Origin of the sequence: Pseudomonas sp. UBA7530, from assembly GCF_002479365.1 — a bacterium.
Classification (GTDB): domain Bacteria; phylum Pseudomonadota; class Gammaproteobacteria; order Pseudomonadales; family Pseudomonadaceae; genus Aquipseudomonas.
In genome coordinates this window covers 1-21,995 of the sequence record NZ_DLMS01000009.1, presented here as the reverse complement: position 1 = coordinate 21,995, position 21,995 = coordinate 1, and the positions used below count along the sequence as shown (strand labels likewise).

23 protein-coding genes and 1 pseudogene are annotated in these 21,995 nt (G+C 63.0%); 11 read left to right on the top strand and 13 right to left on the bottom strand.

Annotation, left to right across the window (positions count from 1 at the left end):
- Positions 1-322 (top strand): hypothetical protein (locus B2U07_RS13210; RefSeq protein ID WP_296277114.1); only part of this gene is annotated, 322 nt, incomplete at its 5' end.
- Here the strand turns inward: B2U07_RS13210 and tyrS are convergent.
- Positions 309-1,508, bottom strand: coding sequence for a tyrosine--tRNA ligase (tyrS, locus tag B2U07_RS13205; RefSeq protein ID WP_275547390.1), 1,200 nt, complete (start codon positions 1,506-1,508; stop codon positions 309-311). The two genes, B2U07_RS13210 and tyrS, sit on opposite strands and share 14 nt — an antisense overlap.
- Before the next feature lie 210 nt (positions 1,509-1,718).
- On the opposite strand from tyrS, the gene B2U07_RS13200 reads away from it, so the two are divergent.
- Complete coding sequence (locus tag B2U07_RS13200) at positions 1,719-3,149, top strand: peptidoglycan DD-metalloendopeptidase family protein (RefSeq protein ID WP_275547391.1); 1,431 nt, start codon at positions 1,719-1,721, stop codon at positions 3,147-3,149.
- Positions 3,150-3,152: 3 nt separating this feature from the next.
- Complete coding sequence (locus tag B2U07_RS13195; RefSeq protein WP_275547392.1) at positions 3,153-4,244, top strand: anhydro-N-acetylmuramic acid kinase; 1,092 nt, start codon at positions 3,153-3,155, stop codon at positions 4,242-4,244.
- 50 nt (positions 4,245-4,294) lie between these two features.
- Here the strand turns inward: B2U07_RS13195 and erpA are convergent, their stop codons facing one another.
- From erpA to argC, 4 genes are all read right to left on the bottom strand, one after another.
- Entirely contained in the window at positions 4,295-4,645 is a 351-nt protein-coding gene (gene erpA, locus B2U07_RS13190) for an iron-sulfur cluster insertion protein ErpA (protein WP_197856944.1), read from the bottom strand.
- Between the two features lie 126 nt (positions 4,646-4,771).
- On the bottom strand, positions 4,772-5,182 hold the full coding sequence (locus B2U07_RS13185; RefSeq protein ID WP_275547393.1) for a bactofilin family protein: 411 nt from the start codon (positions 5,180-5,182) through the stop codon (positions 4,772-4,774).
- Entirely contained in the window at positions 5,172-5,915 is a 744-nt protein-coding gene (locus B2U07_RS13180) for a DUF6776 family protein (protein ID WP_275547394.1), read from the bottom strand. Before B2U07_RS13180 ends, B2U07_RS13185 begins: the two co-directional genes overlap by 11 nt.
- Positions 5,912-6,946 carry an N-acetyl-gamma-glutamyl-phosphate reductase gene (gene argC / locus B2U07_RS13175; protein ID WP_275547407.1) on the bottom strand — a complete coding sequence of 345 codons (1,035 nt, stop codon included), beginning with the start codon at positions 6,944-6,946 and terminating at the stop codon, positions 5,912-5,914. The genes B2U07_RS13180 and argC overlap by 4 nt, the downstream gene beginning before the upstream one ends.
- 134 nt (positions 6,947-7,080) lie before the next feature.
- Here argC and hemJ point away from each other — a divergent pair, with 134 nt between their 5' ends.
- The 5 genes from hemJ to B2U07_RS13150 all read left to right on the top strand — a co-directional run bounded on the left by hemJ (position 7,081) and on the right by B2U07_RS13150 (position 11,633).
- Positions 7,081-7,509, top strand: coding sequence for a protoporphyrinogen oxidase HemJ (hemJ, locus tag B2U07_RS13170; RefSeq protein WP_275547395.1), 429 nt, complete (start codon positions 7,081-7,083; stop codon positions 7,507-7,509).
- A gap of 10 nt (positions 7,510-7,519) precedes the next feature.
- Complete coding sequence (locus B2U07_RS13165; RefSeq protein WP_197856941.1) at positions 7,520-8,482, top strand: NAD(P)H-dependent flavin oxidoreductase; 963 nt, start codon at positions 7,520-7,522, stop codon at positions 8,480-8,482.
- A complete protein-coding gene (locus tag B2U07_RS13160; protein ID WP_296277113.1) occupies positions 8,479-9,741 on the top strand; it encodes an alanine racemase in 1,263 nt (420 codons plus the stop codon). Before B2U07_RS13165 ends, B2U07_RS13160 begins: the two co-directional genes overlap by 4 nt.
- A 124-nt stretch (positions 9,742-9,865) precedes the next feature.
- On the top strand, positions 9,866-10,834 hold the full coding sequence (locus tag B2U07_RS13155) for a DUF805 domain-containing protein (RefSeq protein WP_275547397.1): 969 nt from the start codon (positions 9,866-9,868) through the stop codon (positions 10,832-10,834).
- Between the two features lie 10 nt (positions 10,835-10,844).
- Complete coding sequence (locus B2U07_RS13150; RefSeq protein ID WP_275547398.1) at positions 10,845-11,633, top strand: SDR family NAD(P)-dependent oxidoreductase; 789 nt, start codon at positions 10,845-10,847, stop codon at positions 11,631-11,633.
- Here B2U07_RS13150 and B2U07_RS13145 read toward each other — a convergent pair whose 3' ends face one another.
- On the bottom strand, positions 11,634-13,115 hold the full coding sequence (locus tag B2U07_RS13145) for an AAA family ATPase (protein ID WP_275547399.1): 1,482 nt from the start codon (positions 13,113-13,115) through the stop codon (positions 11,634-11,636).
- 224 nt (positions 13,116-13,339) lie between these two features.
- On the opposite strand from B2U07_RS13145, the gene B2U07_RS13140 reads away from it, so the two are divergent.
- A complete protein-coding gene (locus B2U07_RS13140; RefSeq protein WP_275547400.1) occupies positions 13,340-14,077 on the top strand; it encodes a formylglycine-generating enzyme family protein in 738 nt (245 codons plus the stop codon).
- Between the two features lie 81 nt (positions 14,078-14,158).
- A complete protein-coding gene (gene coq7 / locus B2U07_RS13135; RefSeq protein ID WP_197856935.1) occupies positions 14,159-14,806 on the top strand; it encodes a 2-polyprenyl-3-methyl-6-methoxy-1,4-benzoquinone monooxygenase in 648 nt (215 codons plus the stop codon).
- Positions 14,807-14,868: 62 nt separating this feature from the next.
- Here coq7 and B2U07_RS13130 read toward each other — a convergent pair whose 3' ends face one another.
- Positions 14,869-15,291 carry an OsmC family protein gene (locus B2U07_RS13130; protein ID WP_161865922.1) on the bottom strand — a complete coding sequence of 141 codons (423 nt, stop codon included), beginning with the start codon at positions 15,289-15,291 and terminating at the stop codon, positions 14,869-14,871.
- A 235-nt stretch (positions 15,292-15,526) separates the two neighbouring features.
- Here B2U07_RS13130 and crp point away from each other — a divergent pair, with 235 nt between their 5' ends.
- Positions 15,527-16,171: a cAMP-activated global transcriptional regulator CRP gene (gene crp, locus B2U07_RS13125; protein ID WP_197856934.1), complete on the top strand. Its 645-nt coding sequence runs from the start codon at positions 15,527-15,529 to the stop codon at positions 16,169-16,171.
- Positions 16,172-16,221: 50 nt separating this feature from the next.
- On the opposite strand, the gene trpC is transcribed toward crp, so the two are convergent.
- From trpC to rpe, 6 genes and pseudogenes are all read right to left on the bottom strand, one after another.
- The gene (gene trpC, locus B2U07_RS13120; RefSeq protein ID WP_275547401.1) at positions 16,222-17,061 is read right to left on the bottom strand and encodes an indole-3-glycerol phosphate synthase TrpC; all 840 of its coding nucleotides are present in this window, start codon (positions 17,059-17,061) and stop codon (positions 16,222-16,224) included.
- The gene (trpD, locus tag B2U07_RS13115) at positions 17,058-18,104 is read right to left on the bottom strand and encodes an anthranilate phosphoribosyltransferase (RefSeq protein WP_275547402.1); all 1,047 of its coding nucleotides are present in this window, start codon (positions 18,102-18,104) and stop codon (positions 17,058-17,060) included. Before trpD ends, trpC begins: the two co-directional genes overlap by 4 nt.
- A complete protein-coding gene (locus tag B2U07_RS13110) occupies positions 18,101-18,697 on the bottom strand; it encodes an aminodeoxychorismate/anthranilate synthase component II (RefSeq protein ID WP_275547403.1) in 597 nt (198 codons plus the stop codon). The genes trpD and B2U07_RS13110 overlap by 4 nt, the downstream gene beginning before the upstream one ends.
- A 13-nt stretch (positions 18,698-18,710) precedes the next feature.
- On the bottom strand, positions 18,711-20,201 hold the full coding sequence (trpE, locus tag B2U07_RS13105; RefSeq protein WP_275547404.1) for an anthranilate synthase component I: 1,491 nt from the start codon (positions 20,199-20,201) through the stop codon (positions 18,711-18,713).
- A gap of 66 nt (positions 20,202-20,267) precedes the next feature.
- Positions 20,268-21,195: pseudogene (locus B2U07_RS13095) on the bottom strand (phosphoglycolate phosphatase).
- A complete protein-coding gene (gene rpe / locus B2U07_RS13090) occupies positions 21,192-21,866 on the bottom strand; it encodes a ribulose-phosphate 3-epimerase (protein WP_275547406.1) in 675 nt (224 codons plus the stop codon). The pseudogene B2U07_RS13095 and the gene rpe overlap by 4 nt, the downstream one beginning before the upstream one ends.
- Between the last annotated feature and the right edge of the window lie 129 nt (positions 21,867-21,995).

Genomic DNA, 21,995 nt, shown 5'->3' with positions numbered 1-21,995 from the left:
CTTTCTACTCAACCACTTGCGCTTTCGATCAGAAATTCTTCTCTCCAGCGGGAGGCGCATTCTACAGCGTTCAAAACCGCTGTCAACACCTCTTTTCTACCGCTTTCGATCCATTCGACCGAACCACCAACAGGATCAAACCACCACCCCGTCGACCGGCGCGCATTCTACACGCCAGATCCAGCTTTGCAAGCCCTTCATTCAACTTAACTTATTGATTAACAAGAAGTTTTTGAAGCGCTTCATCGCTGAAGTGGCGCGCATTCTACATCCAGCAGAATGCGCGTCAAGCTTTAATTGCAGTTTTATTACTCAGCTTTGAGCGTAATACGCGCAAAGGCCTTCTTGCCGGCCTGGCAGACATGCGTCGAGCCAACCTTGAACAGGAAAGCGCGATCGACCACCTCGCCATCAACACGCACGCCACCCGAACCCAGCAGATCGCGAGCCACGGCAGCATTCTTAACCAGGCCTGCCTTATTAAGGACGGACGAGATCGGCATATCTTCAACCGAAGCCAGCTCGACCTCAGGTAAATCCTCCGGCAGCTCACCATCCTTCATACGATTGCCGGCAGAGCGGTGCGCATTGGCCGCAGCCTCCTCGCCATGAAAACGCGCAACCAGCTCTTCAGCCAGCTTGATCTTGATGTCGCGCGGGTTCGCTCCCTGCTCGACGTCACACTTGAACTGCTCGATCTCCTCCATGGAGCGGAAGCTGAGCAATTCGAAGTAGCGCCACATCAGCGCGTCAGGCATGGACACCAGCTTGTTGTACATCACCCCCGGCGCCTCCTGGATACCAACGTAGTTACCCAGGGATTTGGACATCTTCTTCACGCCATCGAGACCTTCCAGCAACGGCATGGTGACGATGCACTGCGACTCCTGGCCATAAGCGCGCTGCAGCTCGCGCCCCATCAGCAGGTTGAATTTCTGATCGGTACCGCCCAGCTCGACGTCGGCCTTGAGCGCCACGGAGTCGTAGCCCTGCACCAAGGGGTAGAGGAACTCATGGATGGCGATCGGCTGATTGCTGGTGTAACGCTTGTCGAAGTCATCGCGCTCGAGCATCCGCGCTACGGTGTACTGCGAAGCCAGACGAATGAAGTCGGCCGGCTTGAGCTGGTCCATCCAGGTCGAGTTGAAGGCGACCTCGGTCTTGGCCGGATCGAGAATCTTGAAGACCTGCTGCTTGTATGTCTCGGCGTTATCCAGCACCTGCTCACGAGTCAGCGGCGGACGCGTAGCGCTCTTGCCGCTGGGGTCGCCGATCATCCCGGTGAAGTCGCCGATCAGAAAGACCACCTGATGACCGAGCTCCTGGAACTGACGCAGCTTATTAATAAGGACGGTATGGCCGAGATGCAGATCCGGCGCGGTAGGATCGAAACCCGCCTTGATCCGCAGCGGCTGACCACGCTTGAGCTTTTCGACCAGCTCAGCCTCAACCAGAACCTCTTCCGCACCGCGCTTGATCAGCGCCAGCTGCTCTTCAACCGACTTCATAAAATGACTCACAGTGACCGTATTCAAAAGGGAACCAACCATACAAGAACGCTGACAAATCACAAGTTTTGCTCAGCGTAAGGCAGACCATGCGTCGATCATCATCTGCAGGGTTGCCTCCTGGCGGTTTTGGTTATATTTTATACAGTTAGTGCATATTCATCATGCTCTTCTTTTAATCTTCATCTTTTTCACTTCAAAAGCAGCCCTATGACCTCTACATCTAAAGCGCCGCCACTCTATCCAAAAACCCATATTCTGGCGGCGAGCGGCGTAGCTGCGCTGCTGAGCCTGTCTCTGCTGGTGTTTCCTTCGCGTGAAGTCGAAGCGCAGAAAACCTTCCTCGACCTGGATCTGGGCAACGACGCCGAGATGGTGCTGCAAGAGAAGGATGATCTTCGAGCGGGATTGCCCGTGCCTGGTGCCGCCTCGCCATTCGCCGAGATCGAGCAGAGCACCGACACCGCCGAGAACAGCGCAGAAGACGCTGATCAAGACCTCCCAGAAACCGCCGCCGACACCACTCCTCCCTCCGACCCCAACCATCACAGCATCACGGTCAGCAATGGCGATACGCTTTCTACCGTATTCGCCAAGGTCGGCCTGAACGCCAACGACCTGCATGAAGCCCTCAATAGCAGCAAGGACGCCAAGCAGTTCAGTCGCCTCAAAGTAGGCCAGGTGCTGGAGTTCGAACTGAACGAAGAAGGCAAGCTGAAGAACCTGCAGAGCAAGCTCAGTGACCTGGAAACCATTCGCCTCAGCCGTACCGACAAGGGTTTCGACTTCCAGAGCGAACAGATCAAGCCGGAAGTAGTGACCGCCTACAGTCGTGGCGTGATCAACAGTTCGCTGTTCCTCTCCGCCAAGCGCGCCGGTCTATCCCACAGCCTGACCATGGACCTGGCCAACGTATTCGGCTACGACATCGACTTCGCCATGGATATTCGTGAAGGCGACGAGTTCGAAGTGGTCTACGAAGAGAAGGTCGTGAACGGCAAGCGTGTCGGCACCGGCAATATTCTCTCGGCGCGCTTCACCAACCGCGGCAAGACCTATACCGCCGTGCGTTACACCAGCAAGCAAGGCACCACCAGCTACTACAGCGCCAACGGCGAAAGCATGCGCAAGGCGTTCATCCGTACTCCGGTGGACTTCGCTCGCATCAGCTCGCGTTTCTCCACCGGCCGCAAGCATCCGATCCTGAACAAGATCCGCGCGCACAAAGGCGTCGACTATGCCGCGCCACGTGGCACGCCGATCAAGGCAGCGGGTGACGGTCGTGTAACGCTGGCGGGCCGTAACGGTGGTTACGGCAATACCGTGATCATTCAGCACGGCCAGCGCTACCGCACCCTCTACGCGCATATGCAGGGCTTCGCCAAGGGCATTCGCAACGGTTCGAACGTCAAGCAAGGCCAGATCATCGGCTACATCGGCACCACCGGTCTTTCCACTGGCCCTCATCTGCACTATGAGTTCCAGGTCAACGGCGTACACGTCGACCCGCTCAGCCAGAAGCTGCCGATGGCAGACCCCATTGCAGCCAGCGAGAAGCAGCGCTTCATGCAACTGAGCAAACCGCTGATGGCACGCATGGACCAGGAAAAGGCCACCATGCTGGCCGCTAACCAGCAATAATCCGTGCCCCTCTATATAGGCGTGATGTCCGGCACCAGCCTTGACGGACTGGACATCGCGCTGATCAATCAGGATCAGCGCCCCCATCTTCTCGCCACGCTCTACCGCCCCATGCCAGATCGACTGCGCAGCGACCTCTTGGCGCTGTGCACTTCGGGCAATGATGAGCTGGCACGCGCCGCCGTGGCCGAACAGCATTGGGTCGAACTGGCCGCCGGAGCGATCAACGACCTCCTGCAGCAACAGGGTCTAAGCGCGCAACAGATTCGCGCCATCGGCAGCCATGGCCAGACCGTGCGCCATGAACCGGCGCGCGGTTTCACCATTCAGATCGGCAACCCGGCGCTACTGGCCGAACTCACCGGTATTTGCGTGGTGGGCGACTTTCGTCGTCGCGATGTGGCTGCCGGTGGGCAAGGCGCCCCTCTGGTTCCGGCCTTCCATCATGACCTCTTCGGCCATGACCAACGGCATGTGGCCGTACTCAATGTCGGCGGCTTCAGCAACCTCAGCCTGCTCTCACCCGGCCAGGACGTACTAGGCTTCGACAGCGGCCCGGGCAACGTTTTGCTCGATGCCTGGATTCAACATTGTCGAGGCCTTGCCTATGACCGTGATGGCGCCTGGGCGGCCAGCGGTAGCGTTCACAACGAGCTGCTGGCGCGCCTGCTGAGCGATCCCTTCTTCGCCACCCAAGGCCCGAAGAGCACCGGTCGCGAGCTGTTCAATCTCGACTGGCTGCTTGGCCATCTGCAAGTCCTGCCACCGCTGGCCAGCGAGGACGTTCAGGCAACCCTGGTGGAGCTAACCGCGCGTAGCATCGTCAGCGCCTTGCGTAGCGCGCAGGCTCGAACGGATGCGTTGCTGGTATGCGGCGGCGGTGCCCACAATGCTTGTCTGATGAAGCGCTTGAGCGAAATGCTGGCTGGAACCGAGGTAAGCAGCACCGCTAGCGAAGGCGTGGACCCGGACTGGGTCGAAGCCATGGCGTTCGCCTGGCTGGCCCATTGCACCCTGGAAGGCATTCCAGGCAATCGCCCGAGCGTCACCGGGGCGAAGGGCCTGCGCGTGCTTGGCGCCATCTATCCGGCCTGAAAACGAAAACGCCGCGCATCGAGCGCGGCGTCCGTCATCCGGCGAAGACTTCAGATCGAGAAGGACGAACCGCAACCACAGGTGGTGGTGGCATTGGGGTTCTTGATCACGAAACGCGAACCTTCCAGCCCTTCCTGATAGTCGACCTCGGACCCCGCCAGATACTGGAAGCTCATGGCATCGACTATCAGGCTCACGCCCTCACGCTCGACGATGGTGTCGTCTTCGGCCACATCCTCATCGAAGGTGAAACCGTACTGAAAGCCCGAGCAACCACCGCCCGTGACGAACACACGCAGCTTCAGGCGCGGATTGCCTTCTTCATCGACCAGATTCTTCACCTTGCTGGCCGCGCCCTGGGTGAAGTGCAAGGGGGCAGGGGTGAAGGTTTCGACGCTCATGCTATAACTCCCGGCGCCATGCGCCCTACTGCGTTAGCAGGTTGTTGAACGACCTGCGTTGCCTGACCATCATTAACGACAGCCTGCTGGGCAGGCATTATCCGCTTGCCCTACAAAATTGGTCAACTATTGCTCGACTTCCAGCGATGCCGGAAGCTCAAGTGGACGCTCGCCGTCCTTGAGGTGGCACAAGCGCCCTTCGATCTGCGCGCCCATGGCCATTTCCATCAGGCCATACTGCAGGTTGCCACGCACTCGAGAACGGGCGCCCAATTCCAGATGACCACTGGCGAAGACATCCCCGTCGACCTCCCCGTCAATCACGATATGGGGTGCACGTATCTCACCTTCAACCACGCCACCGACGCTGACGCGTACCAGCCCTTCGGTAGCCAGCAGGTTACCGGTGACCCGACCATCCACCTGTACCGCGCCCTGAAAGCGCATGTCACCCATTAGCTCGGCGCCAGCGGCAATCAGGCTGGTCTTGCCGCTGAAGCGCTGCAGGTCGGGTTTGGTCTTGTCTTTACTCCACATGGGGGATTGTTGCTCCTGATTTTATCCATTCGAATGTACGGCTCAGCGGCTTGTCACCTTCGACCTCCGCCTGAACCTTGACCTGACGCGGCTCGAAGCCCTCAGGCAGCTGTAATTCGCCGAAGCGCCCGGCCTCGGGGAACGACTGAAAGTGCTTGAAGGAGAACGGGATGCTGCTCTCGCTCACCTCGTCCGACAGCGTCGCCAGGTCCAGGGTAGCCGGCTTGCCCTTCTGCTGGCCCTCGATCGTGATACGCATACGCCCCTGTAAGGCCTCGTCACTGGCACCAACCCGGCTCATCAGCAGCTTGTAGCGAAATCGCCGCGGCTGCTCCGTGGCTTGCAGCTCGAAAGCGCGAATGCGCATGCCCTCGCGACGACTGGCGGGGGCGAGGACGCCCTTGTAGAAGGCCAGGTCCTGTTGCTGTTTGAAGATCTGCTCTTCCAGCAGCTTGATCGTCCGCCGATTCTGCTCCATGGCCTGCTGCGTAACTTTGTCACTGCTGCCGACCACGGCCAGGCGCTGGCGTAACAGCTCCAGTTCCTGATCCTGCTCGGCAACACGAGTCAGCAGCGCTTGCGTGTCCTCGGACGTTTGCTGAGGCTGCGCCTGCGGCCAATACCAGCCCAGGGCAAAGGCCGCCGGTATGGCGAACACCAGCAAAAGCAGTAACCAGCGGCGCCTGCGCTCTCGCCGTGGATCGCTGACGCGGACTTCCCAGCCCGGTTTCACGGCAACAGGGCCGCGTGCGACAGACCCAGACGCTCGTCGAGACCAAAGAGGATGTTCATGTTCTGTACCGCCTGACCGGAAGCACCCTTGACCAGGTTGTCGATTACCGACAGCACCACCACCAGGTCGCCGCCCTGAGGACGGTGCACGGCAATCCGGCATACGTTGCCGCCGCGCACGCTGCGGGTTTCCGGGTGGCTGCCAGCGGGCATCACGTCGACGAAGGGTTCGCCGGCGTAGCGCTTCTCGAACAGCGCCTGGAGATCGACCGAAGTATCGGCCACGCGCGCATACAAAGTCGCGTGGATGCCACGAATCATCGGCGTGAGGTGCGGAACGAAGGTCAGGCCGACGTCGCTACCGGCGGCCTGGCGCAGCCCCTGACGAATTTCCGGGAGATGACGGTGGCCCTTCACCGAGTAGGCCTTCATGCTCTCGCCTGCCTCGCAGAACAGCGAGCCGACACTGGCACCACGGCCGGCGCCACTGACGCCGCTCTTGCAGTCGGCGATCAGGCTGCTTGCATCGGCCAAGCCGGCTTCCAGCAACGGGATCAGGCCGAGCTGGGTTGCGGTCGGATAGCAGCCGGGGACGGCGATCAGGCGCGCGGTCTTGATCGCTTCGCGGTTGACTTCAGGCAGACCGTACACGGCCTCGCTCAGCAATTCGGGAGCGCCGTGCGGCTGGCCGTACCACTTGGCCCACTCCTCGGCGTCCTGCAGGCGGAAGTCCGCGGACAGATCGATCACGCGCGTGCCTGCGGCTAGCAGCTCGCCTGCCAGCGCGTGGGCCACGCCGTGCGGGGTGGCGAAGAACACCACGTCACAGGCGCCCAGCGTGGCGACGTCCGGCACGCTGAAGGCCAGATCCGGATAATGGCCGCGCAGGTTAGGGTACATTTCGTCGACGCGCAGGCCAGCCTCGGAACGGGAAGTGATCACGGTCACCTCTGCCTGCGGGTGTTGCGCCAGCAGACGCAGCAGTTCGACACCGGTGTAGCCCGTGCCGCCGACGATACCGACCTTGATCATCACATGCCCCTTTGCAAAAGCCATTGGAAAGCTGCCGATGATAAAGCCGCATCGGCCAAGCTCCAACCGCGGAGGTGACGCAGGCCGTCGACTGACTCTACTATCGAGACCATTTTTCAGCGCAAGAGGCGAAAATGCTCTATCTCTGGCTCAAGGCTCTGCACATCATCGCCATGGTCTGCTGGTTCGCCGGCCTGTTCTATCTGCCACGTCTGTTCGTCTACCACGCCATGAGCGACGACGCTGCCAGTCACGAACGGTTCTGCATCATGGAGCGCAAGCTGTATCGCGGCATCATGATGCCGTCGATGATCGCCACCCTCGGTCTGGGGATCTGGCTGCTCAGCCTCAACTCGGCGTACTACTTCACGCAAGGCTGGATGCACGCCAAGCTCACGCTGGTCGTTGCCCTGGTGATCTATCACCACCTCTGCGGGGCTCAGCTCAAGCGCTTCGCCCGCGGCGAGAACAGCCGCAGTCACGTGTTCTATCGTTGGTTCAATGAAGCACCGGTGCTGGCCCTGCTGGGGATCGTCATCCTGGTCGTCGTCCGCCCCTTCTGAGGAGTTCGCCATGTCTCTGCCCGCCCTGCTCGAACAACGTCTGCGCCTGCCGCTGGTGGCTGCGCCGATGTTTCTGGTATCCAACCCGGCCCTGGTCAGTGCCTGCTGCAACAGCGGCATCGTCGGCAGCTTTCCGGCGCTGAACCAGCGTGAGAGCGCCGGTTTCGCCGCCTGGCTCGACGAGATCGAGGCCAGCCTCTCGGCGAACGCCGCGCCCTTCGCCGTCAACCTGATCGTGCATAACAGCAATCCGCGTCTGCAGGCGGATCTGGCCATCTGCGTCGAACGACACGTGCCCATCGTCATCACTAGCCTGGGCGCGGTGAAGGAAGTGGTCGATGCCGTGCACAGCTACGGTGGCCTGGTGTTCCATGACGTGACCACCCGCCGTCATGCGCAAAAGGCCGCCGAGGCCGGTGTGGACGGGTTGATCGCCGTGGCAGCCGGCGCTGGCGGCCACGCCGGCACCTGGAGTCCTTTCGCGCTGTTGGCAGAGATTCGTCAGTTCTTCGACAAGACCGTGCTGCTGTCCGGCTGCCTCAATCACGGCCATGAAATTCTCGCCGCCCAACTGCTCGGCGCCGATCTGGCCTACATGGGCACCCGCTTCATCGCCACCACCGAGAACAACGCCTCGGCCGACTACAAGCAAATGATCCTTGGCGCGCAGGCCGCCGATATCATCCACACGCCCGCCGTGTCGGGCGTACCGGCCAGTTTCATGCGCCAGAGTCTGGAGCAGGCCGGCTACGACCTTAAACAGCTGCAGAACAAGGGCGACGTCAACTACGGCGAGAAGCTCAAACCGATGGATGAAGAAGCCAAGGCCTGGAAAACCGTATGGTCGGCTGGCCAGGGCGTCGGCGGTATCGACGATCTGCCCTCGGTGCAGGACCTGGTCGCACGGCTCGATAGCGAATACCGCGCCGCACTGACACGCAGCCAGCAGCTGGGGCAACGCTGGCCGCGATGAGGCGTCGCCACCTGCTGGGGCTGGGCGCGCTTGGACTACTCGGCGGTTGGGCGCTGCGCCCGACTGATCGTGGTCGCGCGCATGATGCCTACTTCGCAGAACTCAACCGGCAATTGCAACGTGATGGCGAGGGCGTGCCCACGCTGCTGCTCGACCTCGACCGGCTCGACGCCAATGCCGACCTGCTGGCGGCACGCCTAGCGGGGCGCCTCCAGTTGCGCCTGGTGGCCAAGTCGCTGGCCAGCACCGGCCTGCTGGAATATCTGGCCAAGCGTCTGAACACCCAGCGTTTCATGGTGTTTCATCAGCCGCAGCTCAATCACCTGGCTAGAAGTTTCCCACAGGCCGATCTACTGCTGGGCAAACCCATGCCGGTTGCTGCCGCGCTGAACTTCTATCGCCAGCTGCCGCACCACCTGGATTTCGCTCCCGACCGCCAAGTGACCTGGCTGATAGACAGCGAGCAACGCCTGCTGCAATACGCGGAGCTAGCCAAGGCGCTGGGTCGGCCGCTGCGCATCGCACTGGAAATCGACATCGGCCTCGAGCGCGGCGGCTTCGCCACGCCAGAAATTCTGACTCAGGCCATGCAGCAACTTCGCCAACTGCCGGCGCTGCAACTGCAAGGGTTCATGGGTTATGACGCGCATGTCGCCCACAGCCCTCCCTGGCAGGGCCAGAGCGAGGCGTTCGACCGGGCCAATGCGCGCTATCGCCTGCTCATCGCCAGCGCCCAGGCATTCACCGAGCCATGGCCGACCGAACCGCTACTGAATGGCGGTGGCAGCCTGACCTACCTGCTGCACAGCCAGCAGCAGAGCCCGCTCAACGAGGTCGCCGTCGGCTCGGCCCTGCTCAAACCTGCAGAGTTCGATACAGCGCTGCTGGAGGATCATCAGCCAGCGCTGTGGATCGCCAGCCCAGTGCTCAAGGCGCTGGGCAGTGCCCTGCCCTATATGCAGACGCTGCAACCGCTGATCGCAGCCTGGAACCCCAACCGCCAGCACGCCTATTACCTCTACGGCGGTCGCTGGCCAGCGCGGCCCGTTTCACCAGCAGGGCTCGACTACGACGAGCTGTACGGACGCAGCGCCAATCAGGAACGCCTGATCGGCAGCGCCGCCACGCAGCTGACGAGCCAGGACTGGGTTTTTCTGCGCCCCGCGCTCAGCGAAGGCTTGCTGGATGATTTCGGCGAAATACGTCTACTACGCCGCGGCCAACTGGTCGGCCGCTGGAGCACAATAGGCAACGCCTGAAATTCTTCGACTGTGGTACTTCAGGCCGCTTGTATATTGGCCTCACGGCACTCTAGGCTTATGCCTCGTTTGCTGCTGAACGGCCACTTCGCTCACCTCACTTCCCGCCGACAAGGAAGCTCGCATGAACCCACCGCGCTACAAGATAGTGTTCGACGGCCAACTGATGCCCGAGGCCTCGTTGGAAATGGTCAAGGAAAACCTGGCTCGCCTGTTCAAGAGCGATCCAGCGCGCATCGACAGCCTGTTCAGCGGGGCGCCGGTAGCACTCAAGCGCGACTTGGGCGAGAACGAGGCAGAGCAGTACCTGAGCGCCCTGCAGAAGGCCGGGGCCAATGTGCGCAAGGAGCTGGACCAGGCAGCCAGCCTCAGCCTGGTGCCGACCGAGGCCGAAACCGTGCAGGCCGAGCAAGCCGCAACGCCGACCATGACCTGCCCGAAATGCGGCCATGAACAGGCCAAGGCCACCGAGTGCTCCGCCTGCGGCATCATCATCGAAAAGTATCTCGCCCGTCAGGCGCAACTGGCCGAGGCGGCACCGGCGCCAGCTGCCGCACCAGTTGCGGCTGCCGCATCGCCGTACGCACCGCCGCAGGCAAATGTCGCCGAGCAACTGCCGCAGCACTCGGAGCTGAAGGTATTCAGCGTCAACGGCCGGATCGGCCGCGTGCGTTACCTGGGCTGGACCATGGCCATGCTGCTGTGCATGCTGCCGATGCTCTTGCTGTTCGCAGGTGCCTCAGCGATTTCCAGCGTTCTGGGCACCCTGATCATGGGCGTCGGGGTGATCGCCATGATCGTCATCGGCGTGTTCATCGGCGTCCAGCGCCTGCACGACATGGGCTGGTCCGGCTGGCTGTGGCTGCTCAATTTCGTCCCCGTCGTCGGTAGCGTGTTCGCACTGCTGATGCTGATCATTCCCGGCACCCAGGGCGCCAACCGCTACGGCCCGCCGCCACCGCCGAACAGCACCGGGGTGAAGATCCTGGCCTGGCTGTTCCTGCTGGTACCGTTGACCGGCATCGTCGCCGCCATCGTCCTGCCGCAGTACCAGAGCTATGTCGAGCGTGCCGCCGAGTATCAGGAGCAATAAACCCTCGACCATGCGCAGCTATGCATTGATCACCGGCGCGTCCAGCGGCATCGGCCTGGCCCTGGCCGAAGCCCTGGCGCGCCGGGGCCGCAACCTGATCCTGGTGGCGCGCAGGCGCGATGCTTTGGAGAGCATCGCCTGCGAGCTGGCGCAGCGCTTCGGCGTCGAGGTGCTGTTTCGCCTTTGCGATCTGAGCGAGCCGCTGCAGCTGTCCGGCCTGCTGCTGGAACTGGAAGAGGGCCAATGGCAGATCGATCTGCTGGTGAACAACGCCGGCCTGGGCTGTGCCGGCCCCTTCCTCGAACAGGACTGGAGCCGCGAGCAGGAGCAGGTGGAGGTCAACATGCTGGCCTTGACCCGCCTGTGTCATGCACTTGGCCAGCGCATGGTCGAGCACGGCGGCGGGCAGATTCTCAACGTAGCCTCGGTGGCCGCCTTTCAGCCGGGCCCCTGGATGAGCAGCTACTACGCCAGCAAGGCCTATGTGCTGCATTTTTCCGAAGGTTTGCGCGAGGAGCTAGAAGGCCGTGGCGTAAGGGTGTCGGTACTCTGCCCCGGCCCGACGCACAGCGCCTTCTTCCGCACGGCGCAGATGGACGTCACGCGCCTGGCAGGCAGCAAGCTGATGATGAGCGCCGAAGAAGTGGCGCTGATCACCGTGCGCGCGCTGGAAAAGAACCGCGCCGTCATCATTCCCGGTTGGCGCAACCGTCTACTGGCACTGAGCCCACGCCTGGGGCCACGCTGGCTGGTACGTAAACTCAGTGGTCGCCTGACCCGCTCCTTCATCGGGGCCTGATCAACCAGCGTTGACCGTCCGCCCATCGGCCCATGCGCGCAACGCTGCCAGACGCTCGGCCATCACCACCGACAACGGTGCGGTGCTTTGCAGCGCGCGCAGCAGCAACTGCTGATCGACCGCCTGTTGCTGCGCCTGCCCGGCGTAAAGCGCGCTGACCACGGCCTGCTCGATCTCGGCCCCGGTGTAACCCTCGCTGGCCGCGGCCAGCTCTGCCAGGTCGAAACTCGCCGACTCCAGTTCGCGACGCTGCAGGTGGATACGGAAGATATCGGCACGCACCTCGGCACTGGGCAGGTCGACGAAGAACAGCTCGTCGAAACGCCCCTTGCGCACCAGCTCAGGCGGCAGTCGGTCGATGGCATTGGCCGTGGCGACGACGAACACCGGCGCCTTGCGCTCGGCCATCCAGGTCAGCAGGGTGCCGAGCACCCGTTGGCTCACGCCGCCGTCATGGTCGCCACTGGCCAGGCCCTTCTCCACTTCGTCCATCCACAACACGCATGGCGCCATCTGTTCAGCCAGGCGCAGCGCCTCGCGCAGGTTGCGCTCGGTCTCGCCGAAGAACTTGTTGTACAGGCAGGCAAAATCCAGGCGCAGCAGCGGCAGCCCCCAGAGCCCGGCAACGGCTTTGGCGGCCAGGCTCTTGCCGCCGCCCTGCACGCCGACCAGCATCACGCCTTTCGGCGCATCGATCTGCTTGCCCTCGAGGAAGCCGGCCTGCCGCTCGCCCAGCCAGCGCTTGAGGTTGATCAGCCCGCCGACTTCGGCGAAGCGCGCAGTGTCGTACTCGAAGCTGAGCACGCCCTCCAGATCCAGTAACTGGAACTTGGTCTTGTTCAACTCGGGGATGTCTTCCTGGGTAATCGCCCCGTCGTCGCAAATTACGTTGCGCGCCAGCGCCCGCGCCTCGGCATGGCTGAGGCCACGCAGGTTCTTGACCACCTGCTGCAGGGTACGGTTGTCGGTGCGTACCCGCGCGCCGCGATTGCCTTCGCTCCAGCGCGCCGCCTCGTCGCGCACGATGCTCAGCAGTTCGTCCTCCGACGGCAAGGCGAGGCTGAAGCGCGCCGCGTAGCGCTGCACCTCGGCCGGCAGTTTTAGCGCATGCGACACCAACACCAGCGTCGGCTTGTGCGCCGCCTCACTCATGGCGATTTCCTTGAGCAGGCGCACCAGCCGCGGGTTGTCATCGAGAAATGGATGCAGATCGCACATAACGTAGAGGTTCGGCTGCGGGTCGGCCTTGATCATGCGCAGCGCCGCTTCCGGCTCCAGGGTCGGCGACTCGTCCACCGGCGCGCCGCCGAAGCCCAGGCGCTGCAGGCCCTCCGTCACCGACCAGGTGTGCAGACCGAGGCCACGCTTGACCGCCAGGCCGGTCAGGGTTTCCAGCACACGCGTCTCGTCCCAGGACTCGATCACCACCAGCTTGACCTTGGAATCCAGCACCAGCCCAAGATCATGAATATCGTTCTTCAACACCCGCTCCTTGTGAAGTTTGGCCAGTCAGGCAAGCAGGGTTACCATCCGCGGTTTCGCAGCATGGGAGCTCACAGCATGGACCGTCTCAACAGGCAGATCGTCGCCGCAGGCCTCGCGCCGTGCAAGTACTGAAAGCGCGTTGCGTCACAGTCGCCGTATCCATTGCCTGGGCCGCAAGCCTGACGCTGCTGTTTAGCCCGCCAGCCGCAGCAGCGGAGATCATGAGCGACCCTTTGCCCAGCGGTGGCCAAGGCCCGGAAATGGTCGTGATTCCGGCCGGCACGTTGCGCATGGGCGATGCCAGCGGTCGCGGCAACGACAACGAACGCCCGCAACGGACCATCGCCTTCGATCAACCCTTCGCCATGGGCCGCTACGAAGTCACCTTCGCCGACTGGCAGAAATACGCCGACGCCAACGAGCTGCCCATGCCCGATAACGAAGGTTGGGGCCTTTCCGCGCAGCGCCCGGTGATCAACGTGTCCTGGCGTGACGCTCACGCCTATGCCCAGTGGCTGTCACGCGAGACGGGCGCGCGCTACCGCCTGCCGACCGAAGCTGAATGGGAGTATGCGGCGCGCGGCGGCAGCCAGAGCTACTACTGGTGGGGTGACGAGCTCGACAGTGACGAACAGGCACCGCGTGCCCATTGCCGCGGCTGCGCCAGTTCGCGCCTGCTGCGCAACAAGACGGCCGCCGTCGGCCGGTTTCCGGCCAATGGCTTCGGCCTGCACGACACCGCAGGCAATGTCTGGGAATGGACGGCCTCAAACTACACCCAACACTTCGACGGCAGCGAAACGCAGAGCGCCGGGCTGCTCGACAATAGTCCGCGAGTCGTTCGCGGTGGCGCCTGGAACAGCGGCCCGACCTATCTGCGCAGTAGCCTGCGCGACCTCAAGCAGCCACATCATCGCGACTATGCGCTGGGGTTTCGCGTGCTGCGCGAGCTGCCTTGAGAACCGTACCCCGGCTCTCGGCACGGACGATCTGGCGACTTTGCAGTAGACTAGCCGGGTAGTTTCCTCTGGAGGTGCCTCATGGCCAGCGAACGCCAGTATTCCCCCGTCGACCGTCTGCTGCTGCAAGCCGATGCCGCGCTGCGCACGCTGCTGCCATTTAGCGGCGCTTCGGGTCGCCCCTCGCCCGCCATCGTGCAGAACGACACGGAGCTGAGCAGCGAGGAGTCGCGCCATGTCGCCGGCCTAATGCGCATCAACCACACCGGTGAGGTCTGCGCGCAGGCGCTCTACCAGGGCCAGGCGCTGACTGCCAAGCTGCCGGAAGTGCGCAGCGCCATGGAGCATGCGGCCGACGAGGAAGTCGACCACCTGGCCTGGTGCGAACAACGGATTCGCGAGCTGGGTAGCCACCCGAGCGTGCTCAATCCGCTGTTCTACGGCCTGTCCTTCGGTGTAGGTGCGGTAGCCGGGCTGGTCAGTGATCGCGTCAGCCTGGGGTTCGTCGCCGCCACCGAAGACCAGGTATGCAAGCACCTGGATGAGCACCTGGAGCAACTGCCCGAGCACGACGCCAAATCACGCGCCATCCTCGAGCAGATGCGTGTCGATGAGCAGCAGCACGCCAACAGCGCGCTGGCAGCCGGCGGCGTACGCTTCCCGGCGCCGATCAAATTCGGCATGACCCTACTGTCGAAGGTCATGACCAAGTCTACCTACAGGGTCTAATGAGCAGGGCGAGCTGCCCTGCTCCCGCCTGAAGTTGTGGCTTGCAGCTTGAAGCGGCTTTTTCAGCCCAGCTCAACGATTTCGTAGTCGTGGCTGATATCCACGCCGGCACGGCCCAGCATGATCGAGGCCGAGCAGTACTTCTCTGCCGACAGCTCCACCGCCCGCTTGACCTGGGCCTCTTTCAGCCCACGGCCCTTGACCACGAAGTGCAGGTGGATCTTGGTGAACACCTTGGGCTCCTCGCCTGCACGCTCGGCATCGAGAAAGACCTCGCAGCTTTCCACGGGCTGGCGCCCCTTGCGCAGGATGCTGACCACATCGAAGTTGCTGCAGCCCCCGAGGCCGATCAGCAACATCTCCATCGGCCGGATACCGAGGTTGCGACCACCGGCATCAGGTGGACCATCCATGACTACGGCATGGCCGCTACCGGACTCGCCGAGGAACAGAGCTTCACCGGCCCACTGCACACGCGCTTTCATCGATATAGGCTCCCAGATTGGAAAAAGTCGGGCAGATTAACATAGGCGAAGAACAATCCGATTTACGCCCGATGCGAGAAAGTTCCCTTGGGTTATGTTACCCAGGTCCCAAAAAACTCCCCGGTCATACCTCGTCTGTTAAGCTGACGCCGGATTGCTGGCACACTTGGCCAGATAACTAATAAGAAATTGCCGTTGGACAAAGGCCTTCACTTTTCATATTCGGGACTCGGGCATGGTTGCTATTACCCTTACACCTAAAATCAAGAACCTCGACAAGCTGCTCGCGCACTGTCATCGCCGCCGCTACACGGCCAAAAGCACCATCATCTACGCAGGTGATCGTTGCGAAACCCTGTTCTTCATCGTCAAAGGCTCGGTCACCATCCTCATCGAGGACGACGACGGCCGCGAGATGATCATCGCCTACCTCAATGCCGGCGACTTCTTCGGCGAAATGGGCTTGTTCGAAAAGGACGGTGCGGAGAAGGAGCGCAGCGCCTGGGTGCGCGCCAAGACCGAGTGCGAGGTCGCGGAAATCAGCTACGCCAAGTTCCGCGAACTGACTCAGCAGGATCCGGACATCCTCTTCGCCCTGGGCAGCCAGATGGCCGAGCGCCTGCGCAACACCACGCGCAAGGTCGGCGACCTGGCCTTCCTCGACGTGACCGGCCGCGTCGCACGCACCCTGCTCGATCTGTGCAAGCAGCCGGATGCCATGACCCATCCGGATGGCATGCAGATCAAGATCACCCGTCAGGAAATCGGTCGTATCGTCGGCTGCTCGCGGGAGATGGTCGGTCGCGTGCTCAAGTCCCTGGAAGAACAGGGCCTGGTGCACGTCAAGGGCAAGACCATGGTGGTGTTCGGCACTCGCTGAAGCGCAGCGCCAAGAAAAAGCCGGCTTGATCGCCGGCTTTTTCATGCGTCCTATTCGGGGTCGTTGCCGACCACCGCAGCGCGGCCGCGCTCGGGAAAGAACAGACGTTGCAACTCGCTGCCCGGACTTTCCGCACGCATGAAGGCTTCACCAACGAGGAAGGCGTAGACCTCGTTGATCTCCATCAGCTCAACATCGGCGCGATTGAGAATGCCGCTCTCGGTCACCACCAGGCGGTCACGCGGGATGCGCGGCAGCAGGTCAAGGGTGGTTTCCAGGCTGACATCGAAGGTGTGCAGGTTGCGGTTGTTGATGCCCACCAGCGGCGTGTCCAGGGTATGCAGCGCACGCTCCAGCTCCTCACCGTCGTGCACCTCGACCAGCACGTCAAGGCCGACGTCCTTGGCCACCGAGGCCAGTTCGGCCATGCGCACGTCATCCAGGCAGGAGACGATCAGCAGTACGCAGTCGGCGCCCAGCGCGCGAGCCTCGACGATCTGGTAGGGATCGACCATGAAATCCTTGCGGATCACCGGCAGCGCACAGGCCGCACGGGCCTGCTGCAGATATTGGTCGGCACCCTGGAAGAAATCGATATCGGTGAGCACGGACAGGCAGGTGGCTCCACCGGCTTCGTAGCTGCGGGCGATATCGGCCGGGACGAAGTCGGCGCGCAGCACGCCCTTGCTCGGCGAAGCCTTCTTGATCTCGGCGATCACCGCCGGCTGCTTGCGCGCAGCCTGTTCCAGCAGCGCGCGGGCGAAGCCACGCGGTGCGTCGGCACTGCGCGCAGCGGCCTCGAGTTCGGCGAGGCTGACCTGGGCACGGCGCGCCGCGACTTCCTCGAACTTACGGGCGACGATCTTTTCCAGTACGGTTGGCACGCTCACCCTTCGTTCTCCTGTTTGAATACCGCAGTAAAGGAGACTAGCTCCTCCAGCTTCTCGCGCGCCAGCCCGGTGTGCAGGGCATCGTGCGCCAGCTGCACGCCTTCGCGCAGGCTGCTGGCATGGTCGGCGGCGTACAGCGCGGCACCGGCATTGAGCACGATCATGTCGGCAGCCTTCTGGCCATTCTCGGTCTTGCGCCGACCCAGTGCGTCGCGAATCAGCTCCAGCGACTGCTCGGCATTGTCGACGGTCAGGCCGATCAGGCTCTGGCTCTTGATGCCGAAATCCTCGGGCTGGATACGGTACTCGCTGACCTTGCCGTCCTTGAGTTCGGCGACGAAGGTCGGCGCAGCCAGGCTGATCTCATCCAGACCATCCTGTGCATGCACCACCAGCACGTGCTCGCTGCCCAGACGCTGCAGCACCTCGGCCATGGGGCGGCAAAGTGCCTGGCTGAATACGCCGATGACCTGATGCTTGGCGCCGGCCGGATTGGTCATCGGGCCGAGCATATTGAAGATGGTGCGCAGGCCCAGCTCGCGGCGCGGGCCAATGGCGTGCTTCATGGCACCGTGATGGGACGGGGCGAACATGAAGCCAACACCGACGCTTTCGACGCAGCGTGCCACCTGCTCGGGCTTGAGCCCCAGGTAAACGCCGGCCGCTTCGAGCAGATCGGCGCTGCCGCTCTTGCCGGAGACCGCGCGGTTGCCGTGCTTGGCCACCTTGCCGCCAGCCGCCGCGACGACGAAAGCCGCCGCGGTGGAGACGTTGAAGATGTTCATGCCGTCCCCGCCGGTGCCGCAGGTGTCGACCAGGCGCTCGGCGTCGATCACCACCGGTGCAGCCAGTTCGCGCATGACGCTGGCGGCACCGACGATCTCGTCGATGGTCTCGCTCTTCATGCGCATGCCCATGAGGAAGGCGCCGATCTGCGCGTCGGTGCACTGACCAGTCATGATCTCGCGCATGACCGCCTGCATTTCCTCGGTGGTCAGATCGAGTTGGGCGACGATTCGGTTGAGGGCTTCCTTGATATTCATGCGCGCACGCCTCCGGTCTGCTTGAGGAAGTTGGCGAACAGTTCGTGGCCCTGCTCGGTGAGAATGGACTCGGGGTGGAACTGCACGCCCTCGACGTTCAGGATTTTGTGGCGCAGGCCCATGATCTCGTCGACCGAGCCGTCTTCATGCTGCGTCCAGGCGGTGATCTCCAGGCAATCCGGCAGGGTTTCGCGCTTGACCACCAGGGAATGATAGCGGGTCACGGTGAGCGGCTTGTTAAGGCCGGCGAACACGCCCTTGTCTTCATGGAACACCGGGCTGGTCTTGCCGTGCATCACCTGGCGCGCGCGTACCACGTCGCCGCCGTAGGCCTGGCCGATGCTCTGGTGGCCGAGGCAGACGCCGAGGATCGGCAGCTTGCCGGCAAAATGCAGAATGGCCTCGATAGACACGCCCGCCTCGGTCGGCGTGCACGGGCCAGGCGAGACGACGATGCGCTCGGGCTTCAGGGCTTCGATCTCGGCGATGCTCAGCTCGTCGTTACGAATCACGTGCACGTCGGCGCCCAACTCACCCAGGTACTGCACGACGTTGTAGGTGAAGGAGTCGTAGTTGTCGATCATCAAAAGCATGGTACGGCTCCTGTTATTCCTGGGCCTGGACGGCAGTCTGTTCGGCGAGCGCGACGGCGCGGAACATGGCGCGGCGCTTGTTCAGGGTTTCTTCCCACTCCAGCGCGGGCACCGAGTCGGCGACGATGCCGGCGCCGGCCTGCACGTGCAGCTCGCCGTCCTTGATCACCGCGGTACGGATGGCAATGGCGGTGTCCATGTTGCCGTTCCAGGCGTAGTAGCCGACCGCGCCGCCGTAGACGCCGCGCTTGACCGGTTCGAGCTCGTCGATGATTTCCATGGCGCGGATCTTCGGCGCACCGGACAGGGTGCCGGCCGGCAGGATGGCACGCAGCGCGTCCATCGCCGACAGTTCGGGTTTGAGCTGACCGGTGACATTGGAGACGATGTGCATGACGTTGGAATAGCGCTCGATGACCATCTTCTCGGTGAGCTTGACCGAGCCGACCTGCGACACGCGGCCAGTGTCGTTACGGCCCAGGTCGATGAGCATCAGGTGCTCGGCGATTTCCTTGGCGTCGGACAGCAGGTCCTCTTCCAGCGCCTTGTCCGCCTCTTCGCTGGCGCCGCGCGGGCGGGTACCGGCGATGGGGCGCACGGTGACCAGACCGTCCTCGACGCGCACCAACACTTCCGGCGAACTGCCGACCACATGGAAGTCACCAAAGTTGAAGAAGTACATATAAGGCGTCGGGTTGATGCAGCGTAGCGCGCGGTACAGGTCGATCGGCGCAGCCTTGAAGGGGATCGACATACGCTGGGAGATCACCACCTGCATGCAGTCGCCGGCCAGGATGTATTCCTTGATCGAACGGACCGCCGCCTCGTAGTCGCCCTGGCTGTAGCTGGAGCGGAACGCCGGCTCCTCGCCCAGCGGCGCGGACAGGTCCACACCCAGACGCGGGGTAATCGGCTGGCGCAGCTTGTGCAGGATCTCGCGCAGGCGCGCATGGCCTTGCTCGAAGGCATCCGGTTGAGCCGGATCGGCGAGGACGATGCCGTGCATCTTGCCGGCCAGGTTGTCGAACACCACCACGGCGTCGGACACCATCAGCAGGATATCCGGCGTACCCAGCGCGTCTGGATTCACACCGGCAGCCAGCTTGGGCTCGACGTAGCGCACGCTGTCGTAGCCGAAGTAGCCCACCAGGCCGCCGTTGAAGCGCGGCAGACCGGCGATGGTCGGCACCTTGTAGCGCGCCTTGAACTGCTCGACGGACTCCAGCGGGTCGGCGCATTGGTGACGCTCGACCTCGACGCCGTCGGTGCTCACCACCACGTCATGGCCATGCACGCGCAACACGGTGCGCGCCGGCAGGCCGATGATCGAATAACGGCCCCATTTCTCGCCGCCCTGCACGGATTCGAGCAGGTAGGAATTGGGCGCGTCGGCCAGCTTCAGGTAGATGGACAGCGGCGTGTCGAAATCCACCAAGGTTTCGCAGGCCAGGGGAATGCGGTTGTAGCCTTCAGCGGCTAAACGCAGGAATTCTTCATGGGTCATGATCAGCCTCATGGCTCGGGGAAAACGGTCGGGTGCAAACGGGCCGCGCGCAGCGGCAGGACGAAATCAGGCGCGCCAGCGCCAACGGGCCAGGGCCTTGATGACCTTCATCCAGAGTTTGCAGCTAACCACCACGGTGCGATCTCGACAGGCGGGGGAATAAGGAGAGCGGCCAAGGTAGCAGCTACAAGCCAAGCGCTGCAAGCGGGGCAAAGCGATAGCTTGGCAGGAGCGGATTTATCCGCGATCTCAATCGCCAGTTTCGCGGATAAATCCGCTCCTACAAAAGCCGAATGGCGTAGCTGAAGATTCGTCAGAGCAACTCGGCGAGGCTATCGACCACCAGGTTCGGTTTCTCTTCGGTGATCGGGCGGCCATGGTTATAGCCGTAGCTCACCGCGACGCAGGGCACACCTGCTGCGTGAGCGGCCAGCACATCGTTGCGCGAGTCGCCAATGAACAGCGATTGCGATACCTCGACACCCGCCAAGCGCATCACCTGGAGCAACGCAGCCGGGTCGGGTTTCTGCTGCGGCAGGGTGTCGCCGCCGATGATCCAGCGGAAATAACCGCCCAGGCCGACCTGCTCCAGCAACGGCGCGACGAAGCGCTCCGGCTTGTTGGTCACCACCGCCAGTTCGACGGCAGCGGTGCTCAGGGCTTCGAGCAGCTCGTGCACACCGGGGTACAGCGCGGTCAGGTCATGACAGTCGGCGTAGATATCAAGAAAGCGCGCCAGCGCCTGCTCCGTCTCGGCCTCGCCCACCGCGGAATGATCCAGGCCACCGGCCAGGGCGCGCCGCACCAGCACGCGGGCGCCGTTGCCGACCCACTCGCGAACCTGTGCCGCGCCAGCCGGCGGGCGTCCCAGCTCGACCAGCATGCGGTCGACCGCTGCGGCCAGGTCAGGCACCGAGTCGATCAGCGTGCCGTCCAGGTCGAACATCACCAGGCGCGGCAGCTCACCGCCGCACAGCGCGCGCAACGGTTTCATCCACGCACCTGGGCCAGCTCGGCGCGCATGGCGTCGATCACAGCTTTGTAGTCCGGCTGGTTGAAGATCGCCGAGCCGGCGACGAAGGTGTCGGCGCCCGCCTCGGCGATCTCGCGGATGTTCTGCACATTCACGCCACCGTCGATTTCCAGGCGGATCTCGCGGCCACTGGCGTCGATCAGCGCGCGGGCTTCACGCAGCTTGTCGAGGGTGCCGGGGATGAACTTCTGCCCGCCGAAGCCGGGGTTGACGCTCATCAGGAGGATCATGTCGACCTTGTCCATCACGTACTTGAGCACCTCCAGCGGGGTGGCCGGGTTGAACACCAGGCCGGCCTTGGCGCCGCCCGCCTTGATCAGCTGCAGCGAACGGTCGATGTGCTCGGAGGCTTCCGGATGGAAGGTGATGTATGAGGCACCGGCCTCGATGAAGTCACCGATGATGCGATCCACCGGCTTGACCATCAGGTGCGCGTCGATGGGCGCGGTGATGCCATATTTGCGCAGCGCCGAGCAGACCATCGGGCCGATGGTCAGGTTGGGCACGTAGTGGTTGTCCATGACATCGAAGTGAACGATGTCCGCCCCGGCGGCGAGTACGTTGTCCACTTCCTCGCCCAGGCGGGCGAAGTCGGCGGAAAGGATCGACGGGGCGATGGCGAAGGGTTGCATGGCGCACCTCTGAGTGCTGGATCACGGTGGCGCGCATTGTAGCGGCTCGCACACCATCTGGCAGCGCCGCCTGACGGCGGCGCGCGCAAATGCCTCAGCCTGGCAGGCTCATCGCAGCCTGAGTCAACA

What these genes read in the sequence shown, in the direction of transcription:
- B2U07_RS13165 (WP_197856941.1), top strand. Translation starts at nt 7,520, where the DNA reads ATGTCTCTGCCCGCCCTGCTCGAACAACGTCTGCGCCTGCCGCTGGTG.
- hemJ (WP_275547395.1), top strand. Translation starts at nt 7,081, where the DNA reads ATGCTCTATCTCTGGCTCAAGGCTCTGCACATCATCGCCATGGTCTGC.
- erpA (WP_197856944.1), bottom strand. Translation starts at nt 4,645, where the DNA reads ATGAGCGTCGAAACCTTCACCCCTGCCCCCTTGCACTTCACCCAGGGC.
- B2U07_RS13155 (WP_275547397.1), top strand. Translation starts at nt 9,866, where the DNA reads ATGAACCCACCGCGCTACAAGATAGTGTTCGACGGCCAACTGATGCCC.
- coq7 (WP_197856935.1), top strand. Translation starts at nt 14,159, where the DNA reads ATGGCCAGCGAACGCCAGTATTCCCCCGTCGACCGTCTGCTGCTGCAA.
- rpe (WP_275547406.1), bottom strand. Translation starts at nt 21,866, where the DNA reads ATGCAACCCTTCGCCATCGCCCCGTCGATCCTTTCCGCCGACTTCGCC.
- B2U07_RS13110 (WP_275547403.1), bottom strand. Translation starts at nt 18,697, where the DNA reads ATGCTTTTGATGATCGACAACTACGACTCCTTCACCTACAACGTCGTG.
- B2U07_RS13200 (WP_275547391.1), top strand. Translation starts at nt 1,719, where the DNA reads ATGACCTCTACATCTAAAGCGCCGCCACTCTATCCAAAAACCCATATT.
- argC (WP_275547407.1), bottom strand. Translation starts at nt 6,946, where the DNA reads ATGATCAAGGTCGGTATCGTCGGCGGCACGGGCTACACCGGTGTCGAA.
- B2U07_RS13140 (WP_275547400.1), top strand. Translation starts at nt 13,340, where the DNA reads ATGAGCGACCCTTTGCCCAGCGGTGGCCAAGGCCCGGAAATGGTCGTG.
- trpE (WP_275547404.1), bottom strand. Translation starts at nt 20,201, where the DNA reads ATGACCCATGAAGAATTCCTGCGTTTAGCCGCTGAAGGCTACAACCGC.
- tyrS (WP_275547390.1), bottom strand. Translation starts at nt 1,508, where the DNA reads ATGAAGTCGGTTGAAGAGCAGCTGGCGCTGATCAAGCGCGGTGCGGAA.
- crp (WP_197856934.1), top strand. Translation starts at nt 15,527, where the DNA reads ATGGTTGCTATTACCCTTACACCTAAAATCAAGAACCTCGACAAGCTG.
- B2U07_RS13185 (WP_275547393.1), bottom strand. Translation starts at nt 5,182, where the DNA reads ATGTGGAGTAAAGACAAGACCAAACCCGACCTGCAGCGCTTCAGCGGC.
- B2U07_RS13160 (WP_296277113.1), top strand. Translation starts at nt 8,479, where the DNA reads ATGAGGCGTCGCCACCTGCTGGGGCTGGGCGCGCTTGGACTACTCGGC.
- trpD (WP_275547402.1), bottom strand. Translation starts at nt 18,104, where the DNA reads ATGAATATCAAGGAAGCCCTCAACCGAATCGTCGCCCAACTCGATCTG.
- B2U07_RS13130 (WP_161865922.1), bottom strand. Translation starts at nt 15,291, where the DNA reads ATGAAAGCGCGTGTGCAGTGGGCCGGTGAAGCTCTGTTCCTCGGCGAG.
- B2U07_RS13150 (WP_275547398.1), top strand. Translation starts at nt 10,845, where the DNA reads ATGCGCAGCTATGCATTGATCACCGGCGCGTCCAGCGGCATCGGCCTG.